The following is a 14,402-nucleotide window of genomic DNA, read 5'->3' as shown; positions in this document are numbered from 1 at the left end:
GAAAGGGTTAGGGTGATCGCGCACAAAGCCGGGGCCTGTGAAAGGGTGGATCTTCGATCGTGAAGCTGGGCCGTTTGCCCCGACTATTATGTGTCGGTGCGCCGTTGACGATGTTTGCAGCGGTCGGCGCGGCGGTGCCCGGCGTCGATGCGCGGCGTCCGCCGGTGTTTGCCCAATTGACGATCGAACAGTCGCTGATCGTGCGGGTGCCGCGGCGCATTCCGGCCAGGCCGCTCAAATGGAAGTCGAAGAAGGGCCCGAAATGCGTGGCGATGTCGTCGATCGCCGGAGCGGCCGTGGTAGCCGACGACGCCATCGATCTTGTCATGAAGGGGGGGCAGCGGTTGCGCGCTCATTTCTCTTCGAATTGTCCGGCGCTCGATTATTATTCGGGCTTCTACATTCTGCCGACCAATGATGGCCGAATTTGTGCCGATCGCGACATGATCCGGACAAGGGCCGGCGGGCAGTGTGAAATTCGGCGATTCAGGAAGCTGGTCGCCGACGATTGAGTCGATCGGGTTCCGGCATCGGTTTGGGACCGGCTGAAACTGACCGCATAAACCCCATTTACCTTGACAAATCGTGGCTCCGCGCCCAATCGCGGCGCTTCGAGCGGTGCACCGTGCCGCCCTATTTCCGGATATATTATGTCGTTTGCCGATCTCGGCCTTTCCGATGAACTTCTCCGCGCCGTTTCGGAGTCCGGCTATAACGAGCCGACGCCGATCCAGTCGCAGGCGATCCCGCCTGTCCTGATGATGAAGGATCTTATCGGAATCGCGCAGACGGGTACGGGCAAGACGGCCAGTTTCGTGCTGCCGATGATCGACATTCTGGCGCATGGCCGCAGCCGCGCGCGCATGCCGCGTTCGCTGATCCTCGAACCCACTCGCGAGCTTGCTGCGCAAGTTGCTGAAAACTTCGAAAAATACGGCAAATATCATAAGCTTAGCATGGCATTGCTGATAGGCGGTGTTAACATGGGCGAGCAGATCGCGGCGCTCGAAAAGGGCGTCGATGTGCTCATCGCCACCCCGGGCCGCCTGATGGATCTTTTCCAGCGCGGCAAGATATTGCTGACGGGTTGCAGCCTGCTGGTCATCGACGAGGCCGACCGGATGCTCGACATGGGGTTCATTCCCGATATCGAGGAAATCTGCACCAAGCTGCCCGCCCAGCGGCAGACGCTGCTCTTCTCGGCAACGATGCCCGCGCCGATCAAGAAGCTCGCCGACAAGTTCCTGACCAATCCCAAGCAGATTGAGGTCTCGCGCCCGGCGAGCGCCAATCTGTCGATCGAGCAGGCCGTGGTCGAGACGTCGAGCCGCAACAAGCGTGACACGTTGCGGACCTTGCTTCGGGTCGAGGACGTCACCAGCGCGTTGGTTTTTTCCAATCGCAAAACCACGGTACGCGATCTGGCGCAGAGCTTGGGCCGCGATGGTTTCAAGGCCGGTCAAATCCATGGCGACATGGAGCAGCCCGAGCGGCTACGCGAGCTCGAGCGTTTCAAGGCCGGTGAGATCAATATACTCGTCGCCTCCGACGTCGCGGCACGCGGTCTCGACGTCAAGGGCGTCAGCCACGTCTTCAACTTCGATGTCCCCTGGCATCCGGACGACTATGTTCACCGCATCGGCCGCACTGGCCGGGGCGGGGCGACCGGTAAGGCGATCACCCTGGTGACACCTGAGGATGCCGAGGCAATCGAGGCAATCGAGAAGCTTACCGGCCACAAGATCGCCCGCAGCGGCGGATCGAAGGCAGCCGTGCCGCAAGAGGAAGCCGATGAGGCGCCCCGGCCGGCGCGCGGCCGTGGCCGTCGTGCGGAACCCAAGGTGGAGGCGCCCGTCGCGCCTGAGGCCGAAGAGGCGCCTGTCGGCCGCGCGCCAAGGGCACCCCGTGAACCTCGCGCACCGCGTGAGTCTCGTGCGCCGCGCGAGCCGCAGCGTGATCCGGCCCGCGAGACGCAGCGTGATGCGCGCCCGCCGCGCGACGACCGCAACGACAATCGCCGCCCGCGCCGCGACGAGCGTGACGACGGTCCGGATGATGGCTGGAACGGTCCGGTTCCCAGCTTCCTGGGCGTCAAGTTGGGCTGACCTGCGGCTCCCCCTTCCGGTGAAGGGGCGGCTATTTTGCCAGGTCGAGCAGCAGGCTCCGCATCAGCAGCAAGGCGGGATCGATGCTGGCGATCGGCGCGCGCTCGTTCAGGCCGTGGCTGAAGTCGTCCTCGGGCTTGATGAACATTCCTATGACGCCATAGCTGGGTATGCCTAGCGCCCGGAAATAAAGGCTGTCGGTAGCGCCTGCCGACATTTGCGGAATGATCGGCAGCCCGGGAAAACTCAGATCCACGCCCTTGCGAAGCGCCTTCATCAGATCGGGGCGCAGCGGCGACGCGTCGCTCGCCACTGGCGCGCCTAGTGTCGTGATTGTCGCCTTCGGGTTGGCGATCACCTCGGTCAGCTTCGCCTTGACGCTTTCGATCGATACTCCGGGGAAGATGCGGCAGTTGACTGAAACGCTCGCCTTTTGCGGCAGGGCGTTCAAGGCGTGCCCACCCGACAGCATCGTCGCGACGCAAGTCGTGCCGGTGATTCCGACATATTCGGGTTCGGCACGCAGCGTCGCCAGCGCGGCCTTGTCATCGGGATTGGCGGCAAAGGCCTGCATCGCGTTGCCGAGCTTGCCGCCGACCAGCTTTCCGGTCGCCGACCAATAGGCCTTCGTCAGTTCGTTGGTCTGAGCGGGAAACTGATAGGCGGCGATGCGATCGATGGCCAAAGCGAGGTCGTAGATCGCATTGTCGGCATGCGGCCGGCTCGAATGACCGCCGGGATTGGTGATGGTGACCTCGAAATCGGCATAGGTCTTCTCCGCACCCTGCACATAGAAAGCGACGGGCTTGCCCTGCGGGTCTAGCAGCCCGCCGCCGCCGTCGGCGTTGAGCAGCAATTCGGCGACGCCATATTGTTTGGCGAGCCGCTGGGTCGTCAGCATTTCGGTTTCTTCATCGCCCGACAGCAGCAGGATGATATCGCGTGACGGGCGAAAACCCTCCTGCTTGAGCTTGAGCAGGGTGAACACCATCACTGCGTTGCCGAACTTCATGTCGAGCACGCCACGCCCGTAGAGATAGCCATTTTCCTCGACCGGCGTGAATGGGTCGCGGGTCCAGTCCGATGCGCGCGCTTCCACGACGTCCATATGGCCCGACAGCAGGATGGGTTTGCCGGTCTTTCCCGTGCCGCGATAGCGGGCGGCGACCGTGGTGGCGTCGCCACTGCCTTCGACGATCACGTCCTCGACCGCGAAGCCGCCCTTGCGCAAGAGATCGGCAACATAATCCGCCATCACCGGCATCTGGCCCCGGCCCTGAACGGTCGGAATCGACACCATCTTCTTCCAGATGGCGAGGGTTTCGGCATGCTGCGCGGCGCTGAGCCTGGCTGCGGTGGCGGGCGAAGCAAGTGCGATGGCGCAGCAGATCGCGGCGAGAAGGGAGCGGGGGGCGCTGCGCATCGGGAGGCTTCCTGACAGGAGTGAAAGCCGGAGAGTGACGCGCGACGCCGGGTGCGTCAATCTCGATGCCGGTGGAGGTGATGCTCCTCAAGGAACTTGCGAAACTTCTTTTTCCAGCGGCCCCGGTTGCGCGCCCGACGCGCGCGGACCTTGTCGAATATCTGGCGGGTGCCTCGTCGAAGGAAGCCACGGAACAACCCGCGGTTCGACAGCGGTTCCCAACGTTCATCGACCGATTCGGGATCGAGCAGTTCGCTTGCGCCGATTGCCAGCGTCGCGTCGCTCCAGCCTCCCGGTTCGAATGGCACCAGCGTCTTGCCTTCCCCGCGCAGGCATTCGATCGTTCCGATCAGCGATCCGGTTTGTTCGAACGCACGCGCGACGATATCGGGCGTCGTGCCAAGATGTTCGGCCATGAGCCGCTCACGAAGTTGACGAATTGCGTCGTCGGACGATGTATCCCCCTCTACCGTGATCGCGATGTCGCATTCGCTGTCGAGACCCATCGAGCGGTTGTTCATGTTAGATGAGCCGACCCTGAGGATCCGGTCGTCGACGATCATCAGTTTGGAATGAACGTAGATCGGGTTCCCTGCGGTCGTCACCGGGGTGTAAATCTGGAAACGGTCATGCTTGTCGATGTCGCAAAGCGGGAAGAACAGGGCGGCGCGCGCGCTGCCCATCGCAGCTTCCTGAAGCCAGCCGTCGGCGCTGATCGGGTTCACGATGACGATCTCCGGGCCGTCCTCCTCGGCGAGCCGCTGGCTGATGGCCTCGGCGATCCGCCGCGATGCGAAATATTGATTGTCGGCATAGATGAAGTGACGTGCGGCGGCGATCATGTCGACATAGAGCTGCTCGATCTCGCGGACCTCATCGATGCCCTCGGCCTTGGGAACGGTGCGGGCGATGGCGACGTCGCGGTTGGTGAATTGCGGTTCGACGTGATCGGGCCAGCATCCGTCATGCGGCGTGGGAACGGGCAATTCGAAACGCGTAGCCCGGCGCCAGCGTTCGCGTGCAAGCTCCCCCAGCACGACGGCGGCTTCGCCTTCGATCATGCCGGCGGTGTCGTGCCAGGGCATATAGGATATGCCGCTGGGCCGCTTGCGGCGCGGATCGGGGTCGCGATGCTCGGAGGTATCCCAGCGGTCCGACGTCATGTCGATGCCGCCGCACAGTGCAATGCTGTCGTCGATCACGAGGATCTTCTGATGATGCGTGGCGCCGAGCGGATGGCTGCTGTCGAAGTGGATACGCACGTGGCGCGACATCTTCCAGCGCGCGAGAGTGAGGACCGACAGGCCGCGGGCAAGCATCTTGATAAAGCCCATATTCCAGATCAGCAGGTTGATCCGCAGATCGGGCCGCCGCTTCGCGAGCCAGGGAATGAACTCAGCGAGGCAATTGGGCGCGTCGTCGTCTCCATTTTCGGGATCGAGTTCGATGCGCGGGTCGACATCCCACCCGACCAGCATGATCTGTTCTCGGGCCTGGAGCATCGCATCGCGCGCCACCCGGAAATAATCGGCGGCGTCGACGATCACCGCGATCCTCGAACCCCGCTTGACCTGCCAGCAATTGGATCCGGCCCTAAAGATTTTGTCCGACATTCCCCGCCCAGTAAGCTAGCGCCAGCCTGATTCTGGCACCGTAACTATTACCACGGACCCTAACGCGCGGCCGCTCGTTTCGTTGCCATTGGATTTTCACGAGATTCTTGTCGAACCTTTGGAGAAATATTTGTCTGTCGGAAATAGCATATCGTTGAGGGAATGGCTGCGGCGCGACACCGCGCAGGCCCATGCGCGGGTGGATGCGCTGTTCGGTTCCTGCGACTTCGCCACCGAGCAGGGCTATACCGTGTTCCTTCTGGCCCAGGCGAGAGCCTGGGAAACGTTGCGCCCGTTGCTCGATGACGACTCGATGGCGCGCGCTGACGCCCTACGCCGCGATCTCGAAACGCTCGACCTGCCCGAACCCGAGCCATTGCGGGATGTCTCCCTCCCAGCAAAGGCTTCACTGGGGCACCGTTACGTGCTTGAAGGTTCGCGCCTGGGCTCGACCGTGCTGCTGCGTGAACTCGCCGCCAGCTCTCCCGAGCTTTCCGCCAGGGCAAGCGCCTATCTCACCGAATCCGCGAGAATTGAGCCGTGGAAGCAATTGTCCACTGGTCTACAGAAGGATCGTGACGGCTGTGATAACGACGGAGCCATCATAGATGACGCTCTGTTCGTGTTTGGCCTTTTCGAGGAGGCCTGGCGGGCCACCGACAGCGCCCAGGCGAAAATAGGCTGACCTTGACCGACGACACTACCGAGCAGCCGGACCTGACGGTCTGCGATCGCGAACCGATCCATTTGTTGGGCGCAATACAGAGCTTCGGCTTCCTGATTGCCGTTTCGGCGGACTGGCTGGTGAGCCGGGCTTCCGAAAATCTCGTCGAGCATCTCGGCACTGACTGGGCCGACGCGATCGGACAGCCGTTCGACCGTCTGGTGAGCGAACAGGCGGTCCACGACCTCCGCAATCGCATCGCCTATCTTCAGGGCGAGGATTCGGTCGAGCGCTTGCTGCGTATCCGGCTCAAGCCCGAGCTCCCCGAATATGATGTGGCGATCCACTTCAGTCAGAGCATGATCATCATCGAAGGCGAGCCGAGCGGGCCCGTCGGACATGAAGATATCGGAATCACCGTCAGGTCGATGCTGATGCGGCAGAGCCAGACTGCATCGATGCAGAATTTCCGGCTGAGCGCGGTGCGCCAGATTCGCGCGATCACCGGTTTTGACAGGGTCATGCTCTACCGCTTCGACCAAGATGGCGCGGGCGAGGTCGTGGCCGAGTCGGTGGTGTCGCGACGTGAGTCATTTCTGGGTCTGCGATATCCGGCGACCGATATCCCCAGGCAGGCGCGCGCGCTCTATGTTCGCAACGTGTTGCGGGTGATAGCCGATCTCCAGGACCCCGGAGCGCGGGTTTTGCCCGAGCGCGATCTAGGCGGACAGCCGATCGACCTGTCGATGTCGGTGCTACGGTCGGTCTCGCCGGTCCATATCGAATATCTGTCGAACATGGGTGTTCGCGCCTCGCTGTCGATCTCCGTGGTATGCGAGGGACGGCTATGGGGCCTGATCGCCTGTCATCATTATAGTCCGTTGCGGCCCACGCTCGAGCAGCGAACCGCCGCCGAACTGTTCGGGCGCATGTTCTCGATGATGCTCGAATCGCGCGAACGCGAGGAGACGGCAGCCTATGAGCAACGCTCCCGCGCGATCACCGATCGGTTGATGGCGGTCGTCGCCCAGGACGCTGACCTGCTCCACAACCCCGAATGGATCGGTGAGACGATCGGCGCGGCGATCCCGAGCGACGGTGTCGGCGTCTATCTCGACGGGCGGCTGTCGCTGTCGGGTATGGCGCCCGACGAGGCGCAGTTCAGGGCGCTGGTGCTTGATCTGAGCCGGGGGGCGGCGTCGCAGATCGTCACCACCGATCGCCTCTCGCGCCTGCATCCGCCGGCTGCCGCCTATGCCGAGCGCGCGGCGGGGATGATCGCGATCCCTATCTCTCGCAGCCCGCGCGATTATGTGATCCTGTTCCGGAGCGAGAAGGTGCGCTCGGTGCGCTGGGCGGGTGATCCGGACAAGGCGATGGAGGAGGATGCCAGCGGTGTCCGCCTGTCGCCGCGCAAGAGCTTCGAAGCATGGCGCGAACTGGTCCAGGGGGTGAGCGAATCTTTCACCTCGGCCGAGCGGCGTGTTGCGGAAGCGGTGCGGACGTCGCTGCTCGAGGTGGTTCTGTTGCTGGCGGAGGGCCGCGAAAGCGACCAAGCCCGCGCGCACGAGCGGCAGGATCTGCTTATCGCCGAACTCAATCATCGCGTGCGCAATGTCCTCAGCCTCGTGCGCAGCCTGATCTCGCGCACCGGCGCCACCGCGCAGAGCCACCAGGAGTTCGCCGAGACGCTCGAAGGCCGTGTCCAGGCGCTGGCCCGGGCGCACGACCAGCTTACCGTCAAGCGCTGGGGCCCCGCCGAGATCGAGCCGCTCGTTCGCGCCGAAGCGAGTGCCTATCTCGCCGACAATGGCGATCGCGTCCGCCTCTCGGGGCCGAATGTCGCGCTAGACCCGACTGCGTTCAACACGCTGTCGCTGGTGCTGCACGAACTCATCACCAACTGCGCGAAATATGGCGCGCTTAGCGACAGCGGCCATGTCGATCTGCGCTGGGGCGTCGATGTCGATGGAGCGCTGCTGATCACATGGCGCGAAACGGGCGGGCCACCGGTGCGCGCGCCGTCACGGAAGGGCTTTGGCACGACGATCATCGAGCGCTCGATTCCTTATGATCTCGGCGGCCGGGCGCGGGCCAGCTACAAGCTTAGCGGCTTCGAGGCGGAGTTCACCATTCCGGCCAAATATATCACCATGGGTGTCGGCGTGGTGGCCGGGCCGGGTAAGAGCGAGGAAGTCGCTGAAATACGCGGCGGTTTTCCCGCGAATATCCTGCTCGTCGAGGACAGCATGCTGATCGCGCTCGATGTCGAAGAGGCGCTGACGGCGCTCGGTGCGAAGCATGTGGCCACCGCATCGTCGATACGGCAGGCGCGCGAGGCGATTGCGGCGAGGCAGATTGATTTCGCGATCCTCGACATCAATCTGGGTACCGAATCGAGCCTCCCCGTCGCGGAGGAACTCGAGGCGAAAGGCGTCTCCTTCGTCTTTGCCAGCGGTTACGGCGAACAGGCGCAGCTCTCCGGGGAGCTTGCCGATCATCATGTGATCTCGAAGCCCTATGGCCGAGCCGAGATCATCGAGGCCCTCAACCGGTTGCGCGCTAAGGCCTGATCAATCCGCGCGGAAATGCTCGAGCAAATCGCGGCGTTTTCGTCAGGATGTGCGACGTTGGACAGCAGGCACGGGTCATTTTGCGGCGGCCAAGATGCGTTTGCGCGGACGCCGCCAGAGGGGGCTGCTCGCCGCCGAGAAGTTGAACGCCGCGCCGATGATTGCGCCGAACAGCCCGGCGATCGACCAGTTGTCGACCCGCTGGATCGCGATCTCGGCGACGCCGACATTGGCGAGCGCGCCGAACGCGCATACCGGGAGAACAGGAGCAGGCAATCCATGAGGCCTGTCGAACGATCGCGACAGTCGATAGCGTTGCGAACGCCAGAAAGGATGACGAGATGAGCCAGGACATCGAAGTTTCGCGACACCGCCATGTCGCACTGGTCGAGATTTGCCGGCCCCCGCACAATTATTTCGACGTATCGCTAATCCGCGACATCGCCGGGGCGCTTAAAGAGCTCGACGCGGATAAGGAGGTCCGCGCGGTCGTGCTGGCGGCGCAGGGAAAATCCTTTTGCGCAGGCGCCCATTTCGGGGATGACGGCGCGTTCGACGGTCAGGATCTCAGCGCTCGTTTCGAGGCACTCTATGCCGCCGGCGCGGAAATCCTGCGCACGAGGAAGCCGATCGTCGCGGCAGTGCAAGGGGCCGCGATCGGCGGTGGCTTCGGTCTGGCCGTGGCCGCCGACTTCCGGATTGCCAGCCCCGCCAGTCGTTTCGCCGCCAATTTCGTCAAGATCGGCATCCATCAGGGATTTGCCCTGTCGATCACTCTGCCCAGGCTGATCGGCCAGCAGAAGGCCGCCGAACTGCTCCTGACCGGCAAGCGCATCGGCGGCGAGGAAGCGATGGCGATCGGCCTGATCGACCGGCTCGTGCCCGAGCAGGAGCTTCGCGCCGCCGCGTTCGCCTTTGCGAATGAGATCGCGGTCAATGCGCCGCTGGCAGTCATGTCGGTGCGCGAGACGCTGCGTCTCGGCCTGTACGAGGCCGCGACGCAGATCATGCAACGCGAGCGCGAGGAGCAGGTCCGGCTCCGTAAAACCGGGGACGCCGAGGAAGGCATTGCGGCGGTTGCCGAGCGCCGTGACGGCAATTTCATCGCCGGTTGATGTGGGAAACTGGCGCACCCGAAGGGATTCGAACCCCTGGCCTCTGCCTTCGGAGGGCAGCGCTCTATCCAGCTGAGCTACGGGTGCGTCGCGGCTGCGCTTAGCAAAGCGAATCCCGATGGGCTAGAGCGATTTCCTGTCAGGCCGAAATGATCTTCTCTTTCGGGGCCGGCGTCTTGGGCTTGAAGGCGCATAGATCGATCACGGGACAGCGCCAGCATTCCGGTTTGCGGGCCTTGCAGATATAGCGGCCGTGCAGGATCAGCCAGTGATGCGCGCCTTGCAGGAATAGTTGGGGCGTTACCTTCTCCAGCTTCAGTTCGACCTGGAGGACGTTCTTGCCGGGGGCGAGGCCGGTGCGGTTGGAAACGCGGAAGATATGCGTGTCTACCGCAATCGTCTCCGCGCCGAAGGCGGTGTTCATCACCACATTGGCGGTCTTGCGGCCGACCCCGGGCAATTCCTCCAGAGCTTCGCGACTTTGCGGAACCTCGCCGCCATATTTTTCGACGAGGATGTGCGCGGCGGCGATGACGTTCCTGGCCTTCATGTTGAACAGGCCGATTGTCTTGATGTGCTGCTTGAGCCCGTCCTCGCCCAGCTCGAGCATCTGCTGCGGCGTCGTGACCTTCGCGAACAATGGTCCGGTCGCCTTGTTGACGCCGATATCGGTGGCCTGCGCCGACAGCGCGACCGCCACCAGCAGCGTATAGGGGTTCACATAGTTGAGTTCGGTTTCGGGCGCCGGATTATTCTCCGCGAGCCGGCGGTAGAACTCGAAGACATCGGCTTTCTTCACAGGCCGAGTACGTCGCCCATCGCATAGCGTCCGGCGGGCTTGCCCTGTATCCACAGGCACGCCTTGACCGCGCCGCGCGCGAAGATGGCGCGGGTTTCGGCGCGATGGCCGATCTCGATCCGCTCGCCCTCTGCCGCCAGTACGACCATATGGTCGCCCGCCACCGATCCGCCGCGCAAACTGGCGTAGCCGATCGTGCCGGTTTCGCGCGGCTTGTCGTTGCCATGGCCGATCCGGTCGTAGCGGCTCAGCTCCTGCAACGTCGCTCCGCGCCCTTCGGCGGCGGCTGCACCCAGCAGCAGCGCGGTGCCCGACGGTGCGTCGACCTTGTGGCGATGATGCATCTCGACGATCTCGATGTCCCAGTCGTCGCCGAGCCGGGCGGCCGCCTCTCGAACGAGGTGGCTGAGCAGGTTGACACCCATGGAGGTGTTGGCCGACTGCAGCACAGTGAGGCCGCGTGCGGCGGCATCGTCGATCAGCCGGTGATGTTCGGGCTGCAGGCCGGTGGTGCCGATGACGATCGGCACCTTCGCGGCCAGCGCCGCTTCAAGATGGCCGGCCAGCGCCGCGGGGGCCGAGAAATCGACCAGCACGTCGCTTGCTGCCGCAAGCGAACCGGCATCACCATGAGGCCCATGGACCGCACCCTGAAGATCCACACCCCCGGTGATGCTGGCCCCCAGTTCGGCGGCGACATCGGCGATCGCGCGGCCCATCCGTCCGTTCGCGCCCAATATGCCGATCTTCACCATGGTCATGCCCCGTTCGTCGAAACTGCGGCGCTTCATGGCCGTGCTGGAAAGGCGACGCAAGCATGGTGATTGGTGCTGGCCTCTCTCGGCTCATCATGCTGAAGAAGTAGTTGTGATCGAATCCTTCCGAAGCCTTGCTCTGCTTGCTGTCGCACCGGCGTTGGCAATCGCGCCGATGCCGCCGGCATCAGCACAGGCGCCATCGCCCTTCGCCGGCATCCCCGGCCTGAAGTTCGAATATTATGACGTTGAAGGACGAACCTCCGCCGAAATCTATGCATCGATGCGGGCGCGGTCGCCGAATGGCGTCACCGACGTGGGCGGCATCGCCAAGACGGCCTGGCAGATCAAGGTCGGCTGGCGCGAGGTGCGGCGCGGCAAGCAGTGCGAGGTCAGCGATCCGCTGGCGAGCCTGTCGATCACAATCCACCTGCCGCGCCTCATCAACCAGTCCGAGGTGTCGGAGGAAGGGCTGGCCTTTTGGCGCGCGGCGATCGCCGGGCTGGAAATCCACGAGGCCGGGCATGCCCGTATCGCCTGGGAGCATCGCCATGATTTCAACCGGGCGGCGGTGAACGCCGGCTGCAAGACGATAAGCAAGGTCGCGAAGGCAACCCAGGCGCGCATCGACGCGATCCAGAACGCCTATGACCGCGATACGAACCACGGCATTACCCAAATGCCCCCGATCGAACGATAGCGCGGGCGGGGCGACCGCACTATCATCGCGGGCATGAGCGACATCCACAATATCGTCGTCCTCACCGGCGCGGGCGTCTCGGCGGAGAGTGGGCTCGGCACCTTCCGCGGCCCCGGCGGGCTGTGGGAGGGGCAGCGGATCGAGGACATATGCACTCCTGAAGCGCTGGCGCGAAACCGCGATCTGGTGCTCGACTTCTATGACCAGCGACGCGCGGCGCTCAGCACGGTGAAGCCGAATGCCGCGCATGAGGCGCTGGCCCGGCTCGATCGCGAATGTCGGGGCGAATTGCTGATCGTCACCCAGAATGTCGATGATCTGCATGAGCGGGCAGGGACGAAGCGGTTGCTGCATATGCACGGCGAGCTGATGTCAGCGCTGTGCGAGCAATGCGGCGCGCGGGCCGGCTATGGCGGATCGATGCGCGACGGCACCGAATGCGGGGCCTGCGGAACGAAGGACGTCCTGCGCCCCGACATCGTCTTCTTCGGCGAGATGCCCTATCAGATGGAGCTGATCGACCAGGTGTTGAGCCGCGCCGATCTGTTCCTGTCGATCGGCACGTCAGGCGCTGTCTATCCGGCGGCGGGTTTCGTGCGCAGCGCGCGGCATCATGGCGCGCACACGCTCGAACTCAACCTGGACCCGTCGGAAGGAAGTTATTTCTTCCACGAAAGTCGGATGGGGCCGGCGAGCGCGCTGGTGCCTGCCTGGGTGGACGAGGTGCTGGCGGCGCAATAGCCCCGGCGGCTCAATCGACCCAGTCGAGGCCGATCTCGCGATAGAGGCCGCGATCTTCTTCCCACTTCTCGGCGACCTTGACGTGCAGGAAGAGGTGGACCTTGCGCTGGAGCAGCCGTTCGAGTTGCGCGCGGGCCTGCGAGCCGATCTCCTTCAGCCGCGCGCCGCCCTTGCCCAGCACGATCGCCTTCTGGGTGGCGCGGCCGACGAGGATCTGCTGGTGAATTGCGACCGACCCGTCCTTGCGCTCGTCATATTTCTCGGTCTCGACCGCCGACGCATAGGGCAGCTCGGCGTGGAGCTGGAGAAAGATTTGCTCGCGGGTCACTTCGGCGGCCAGCATCCGGTCGGTCGCGTCGGAGACCTGCTCCTCGGGGAAATGCCAGGGGCCCTCGGGCATCCGCACCTCAAGAGCCTTGCGCAGATCGCCGACGCCGTCGCCGGTGCTGGCCGAGATCATGAAGATCGCTTCTGGCTCGAGCTTCTCCTGCAGCCGGACGGCGAGTTCGAGCAGCTTTTCCTTGGCGCAGATATCGACCTTGTTGAGCACCAGCAGCTTAGGCTCGCGCCGCGCCGCCAGCGTGTCGAGCAGGTCGGCGATCTTGTGGGTGATCCCCGTCTTCGCGTCGATCACGAAGGCGATCAGGTCGGCGTCCTGCGCGCCGCTCCACGCGGCGGCCACCATCGCCCGGTCGAGCCGGCGTTGCGGCGCGAAGATGCCCGGGGTGTCGACCAGCAATATCTGGCTCTCGCCCGAGATTGCGACGCCGATCAGCCGGGTGCGGGTGGTCTGCGCCTTGGGGCTGACGATCGCGACCTTCTGGCCGACCAGCGCGTTGACGAGGGTGGATTTTCCGGCGTTCGGGGCGCCGACGACGGCAACGAAGCCGCAGCGTTCGGTCATGATAGTTTCTCCAGCAGGGCCTTGGCCGCGGCGGTTTCGGCTTCCTGCTTCGATGCGCCCTCGGCGCTCGCCTCGGCCTTGCCGGGGATCGCGACGGTGACGGTGAAGCGTGGGGCGTGATGGGGGCCGGTGCGGGCCCCCGTGGTATAGAGCGGGGGCTTGCAGCGATGGGCGGCCGCCCATTCCTGAAGCGATGACTTGGGATGCTTGGGCGCCTGGCCCTGGCCCGTGACCTTTTCGGCCCAGGCGCGCCGCACGAACGCCTGCGCGGCGAGCAGCCCGGCTTCGAGATAGACTGCGCCGATCAGCGCCTCGACCACGTCGCCCAGCACATTGTCGCTGTCCACCGCGCCATCGTCGCGGGCCTGCTTGCCGAGCTTGAGATGAGTCGCGACTCCTATCTCGCGTCCAACCTCGGCACAGGCTTCACGGCTGACGATCGCGTTGAGGCGGCGCGAGAGCTTGCCCTCGGGTTCGTCGGGAAACAGCTCGAACAGCCAGTCGGCGGCGATAAGCCCCAGCACGCGGTCACCGAGAAATTCGAGCCGCTCGTAATGCGCCGGGCCATGGCTGCCATGGGTCAGCGCGCGCTGAAACAGCGCGGCGTCGCGTGGTGCGTGCCCAAGGGTGGATTCTATCCAGGCTCGGAGAGCGTCGTCAGTCATCTGGCGCGCTCCTAACCGATATGGGGGATTGCGTCACCTCCGGCGCGTCGGCAGGTTGGAGCCATGGGCGACGTGGTAAATTTGAACAAGGCGCGCAAAGCGAGGGCAATGGATGCCGAGCGCGCGGCTGCCGAGGCCAATCGCGCAAAGTTCGGGCGCACCAAGGCTGAAAAGGAGCGCGACCGCGCCGACAAGGCGCGTGCCGAAAAGCTGCTCGATGGAGCGAAGCTGGGGGACTAGGGGTTGTGGGGATTTAGGATTCACATTTTTGGGGAGATGTGATTCACACTTTGGATGGAACGCTTCGTACTGACCGACGCCCAGTGGGCAAAGATGGAACCGCAT

15 protein-coding genes and 1 tRNA gene are annotated in these 14,402 nt (G+C 64.0%); 8 read left to right on the top strand and 8 right to left on the bottom strand.

All coding sequences use genetic code 11. The annotated features are described in order from the left end of the window. The first annotated feature begins 59 nt into the window (after positions 1 to 59). Both WP12_RS08610 and WP12_RS08605 read left to right on the top strand, forming a co-directional pair. Complete coding sequence (locus WP12_RS08610; protein ID WP_152663934.1) at positions 60 to 512, top strand: hypothetical protein; 453 nt, start codon at positions 60 to 62, stop codon at positions 510 to 512. A gap of 138 nt (positions 513 to 650) precedes the next feature. Beyond that, complete coding sequence (locus WP12_RS08605) at positions 651 to 2,105, top strand: DEAD/DEAH box helicase (protein ID WP_046193304.1); 1,455 nt, start codon at positions 651 to 653, stop codon at positions 2,103 to 2,105. 31 nt (positions 2,106 to 2,136) lie between these two features. On the opposite strand, the gene WP12_RS08600 is transcribed toward WP12_RS08605, so the two are convergent. Further along, on the bottom strand, positions 2,137 to 3,528 hold the full coding sequence (locus WP12_RS08600) for a M20/M25/M40 family metallo-hydrolase (protein WP_046193303.1): 1,392 nt from the start codon (positions 3,526 to 3,528) through the stop codon (positions 2,137 to 2,139). 56 nt (positions 3,529 to 3,584) lie between these two features. Next, the gene (locus WP12_RS08595; RefSeq protein ID WP_046193302.1) at positions 3,585 to 5,141 is read right to left on the bottom strand and encodes a phospholipase D-like domain-containing protein; all 1,557 of its coding nucleotides are present in this window, start codon (positions 5,139 to 5,141) and stop codon (positions 3,585 to 3,587) included. Positions 5,142 to 5,229: 88 nt separating this feature from the next. Between WP12_RS08595 and WP12_RS23410 the strand changes: the two genes are divergently transcribed. Further along, positions 5,230 to 5,826: a biliverdin-producing heme oxygenase gene (locus WP12_RS23410; protein ID WP_235399060.1), complete on the top strand. Its 597-nt coding sequence runs from the start codon at positions 5,230 to 5,232 to the stop codon at positions 5,824 to 5,826. Between the two features lie 2 nt (positions 5,827 to 5,828). Next, the gene (locus WP12_RS08585) at positions 5,829 to 8,378 is read left to right on the top strand and encodes an HWE histidine kinase domain-containing protein (protein ID WP_046193301.1); all 2,550 of its coding nucleotides are present in this window, start codon (positions 5,829 to 5,831) and stop codon (positions 8,376 to 8,378) included. A gap of 75 nt (positions 8,379 to 8,453) precedes the next feature. On the opposite strand, the gene WP12_RS08580 is transcribed toward WP12_RS08585, so the two are convergent. Beyond that, complete coding sequence (locus WP12_RS08580; protein WP_046193300.1) at positions 8,454 to 8,654, bottom strand: hypothetical protein; 201 nt, start codon at positions 8,652 to 8,654, stop codon at positions 8,454 to 8,456. Positions 8,655 to 8,719: 65 nt separating this feature from the next. On the opposite strand from WP12_RS08580, the gene WP12_RS08575 reads away from it, so the two are divergent. Then, positions 8,720 to 9,493: an enoyl-CoA hydratase/isomerase family protein gene (locus WP12_RS08575; RefSeq protein ID WP_046193299.1), complete on the top strand. Its 774-nt coding sequence runs from the start codon at positions 8,720 to 8,722 to the stop codon at positions 9,491 to 9,493. Positions 9,494 to 9,503: 10 nt separating this feature from the next. Here WP12_RS08575 and WP12_RS08570 read toward each other — a convergent pair. The 3 genes from WP12_RS08570 to dapB all read right to left on the bottom strand — a co-directional run bounded on the left by WP12_RS08570 (position 9,504) and on the right by dapB (position 11,047). Further along, positions 9,504 to 9,580: transfer RNA gene (locus tag WP12_RS08570), tRNA-Arg, on the bottom strand. Between the two features lie 52 nt (positions 9,581 to 9,632). Next, positions 9,633 to 10,292: an endonuclease III gene (gene nth / locus WP12_RS08565; RefSeq protein WP_046193298.1), complete on the bottom strand. Its 660-nt coding sequence runs from the start codon at positions 10,290 to 10,292 to the stop codon at positions 9,633 to 9,635. Continuing rightward, positions 10,289 to 11,047: a 4-hydroxy-tetrahydrodipicolinate reductase gene (gene dapB / locus WP12_RS08560; RefSeq protein WP_046193370.1), complete on the bottom strand. Its 759-nt coding sequence runs from the start codon at positions 11,045 to 11,047 to the stop codon at positions 10,289 to 10,291. The genes nth and dapB overlap by 4 nt, the downstream gene beginning before the upstream one ends. 112 nt (positions 11,048 to 11,159) lie before the next feature. Between dapB and WP12_RS08555 the strand changes: the two genes are divergently transcribed. Continuing rightward, complete coding sequence (locus tag WP12_RS08555; protein ID WP_235399059.1) at positions 11,160 to 11,747, top strand: DUF922 domain-containing protein; 588 nt, start codon at positions 11,160 to 11,162, stop codon at positions 11,745 to 11,747. A 33-nt stretch (positions 11,748 to 11,780) separates the two neighbouring features. Beyond that, entirely contained in the window at positions 11,781 to 12,488 is a 708-nt protein-coding gene (locus WP12_RS08550; RefSeq protein ID WP_046193297.1) for an NAD-dependent deacylase, read from the top strand. Positions 12,489 to 12,498: 10 nt separating this feature from the next. Here WP12_RS08550 and era read toward each other — a convergent pair whose 3' ends face one another. Both era and rnc read right to left on the bottom strand, forming a co-directional pair. After that, the gene (era, locus tag WP12_RS08545) at positions 12,499 to 13,392 is read right to left on the bottom strand and encodes a GTPase Era (RefSeq protein ID WP_046193296.1); all 894 of its coding nucleotides are present in this window, start codon (positions 13,390 to 13,392) and stop codon (positions 12,499 to 12,501) included. Then, a complete protein-coding gene (gene rnc, locus WP12_RS08540; RefSeq protein ID WP_046193295.1) occupies positions 13,389 to 14,057 on the bottom strand; it encodes a ribonuclease III in 669 nt (222 codons plus the stop codon). The genes era and rnc overlap by 4 nt, the downstream gene beginning before the upstream one ends. Positions 14,058 to 14,120: 63 nt before the next feature. On the opposite strand from rnc, the gene WP12_RS24040 reads away from it, so the two are divergent. After that, the gene (locus WP12_RS24040; protein WP_084691049.1) at positions 14,121 to 14,297 is read left to right on the top strand and encodes a DUF4169 family protein; all 177 of its coding nucleotides are present in this window, start codon (positions 14,121 to 14,123) and stop codon (positions 14,295 to 14,297) included. The last annotated feature ends 105 nt before the right edge of the window (positions 14,298 to 14,402 follow it).

This window comes from Sphingomonas sp. SRS2 (assembly GCF_000971055.1).
Taxonomy (GTDB): domain Bacteria; phylum Pseudomonadota; class Alphaproteobacteria; order Sphingomonadales; family Sphingomonadaceae; genus Rhizorhabdus.
The sequence above is the reverse complement of the archived record's forward strand: the minus strand, read 5'-3'. Positions and strand labels throughout refer to the sequence as shown.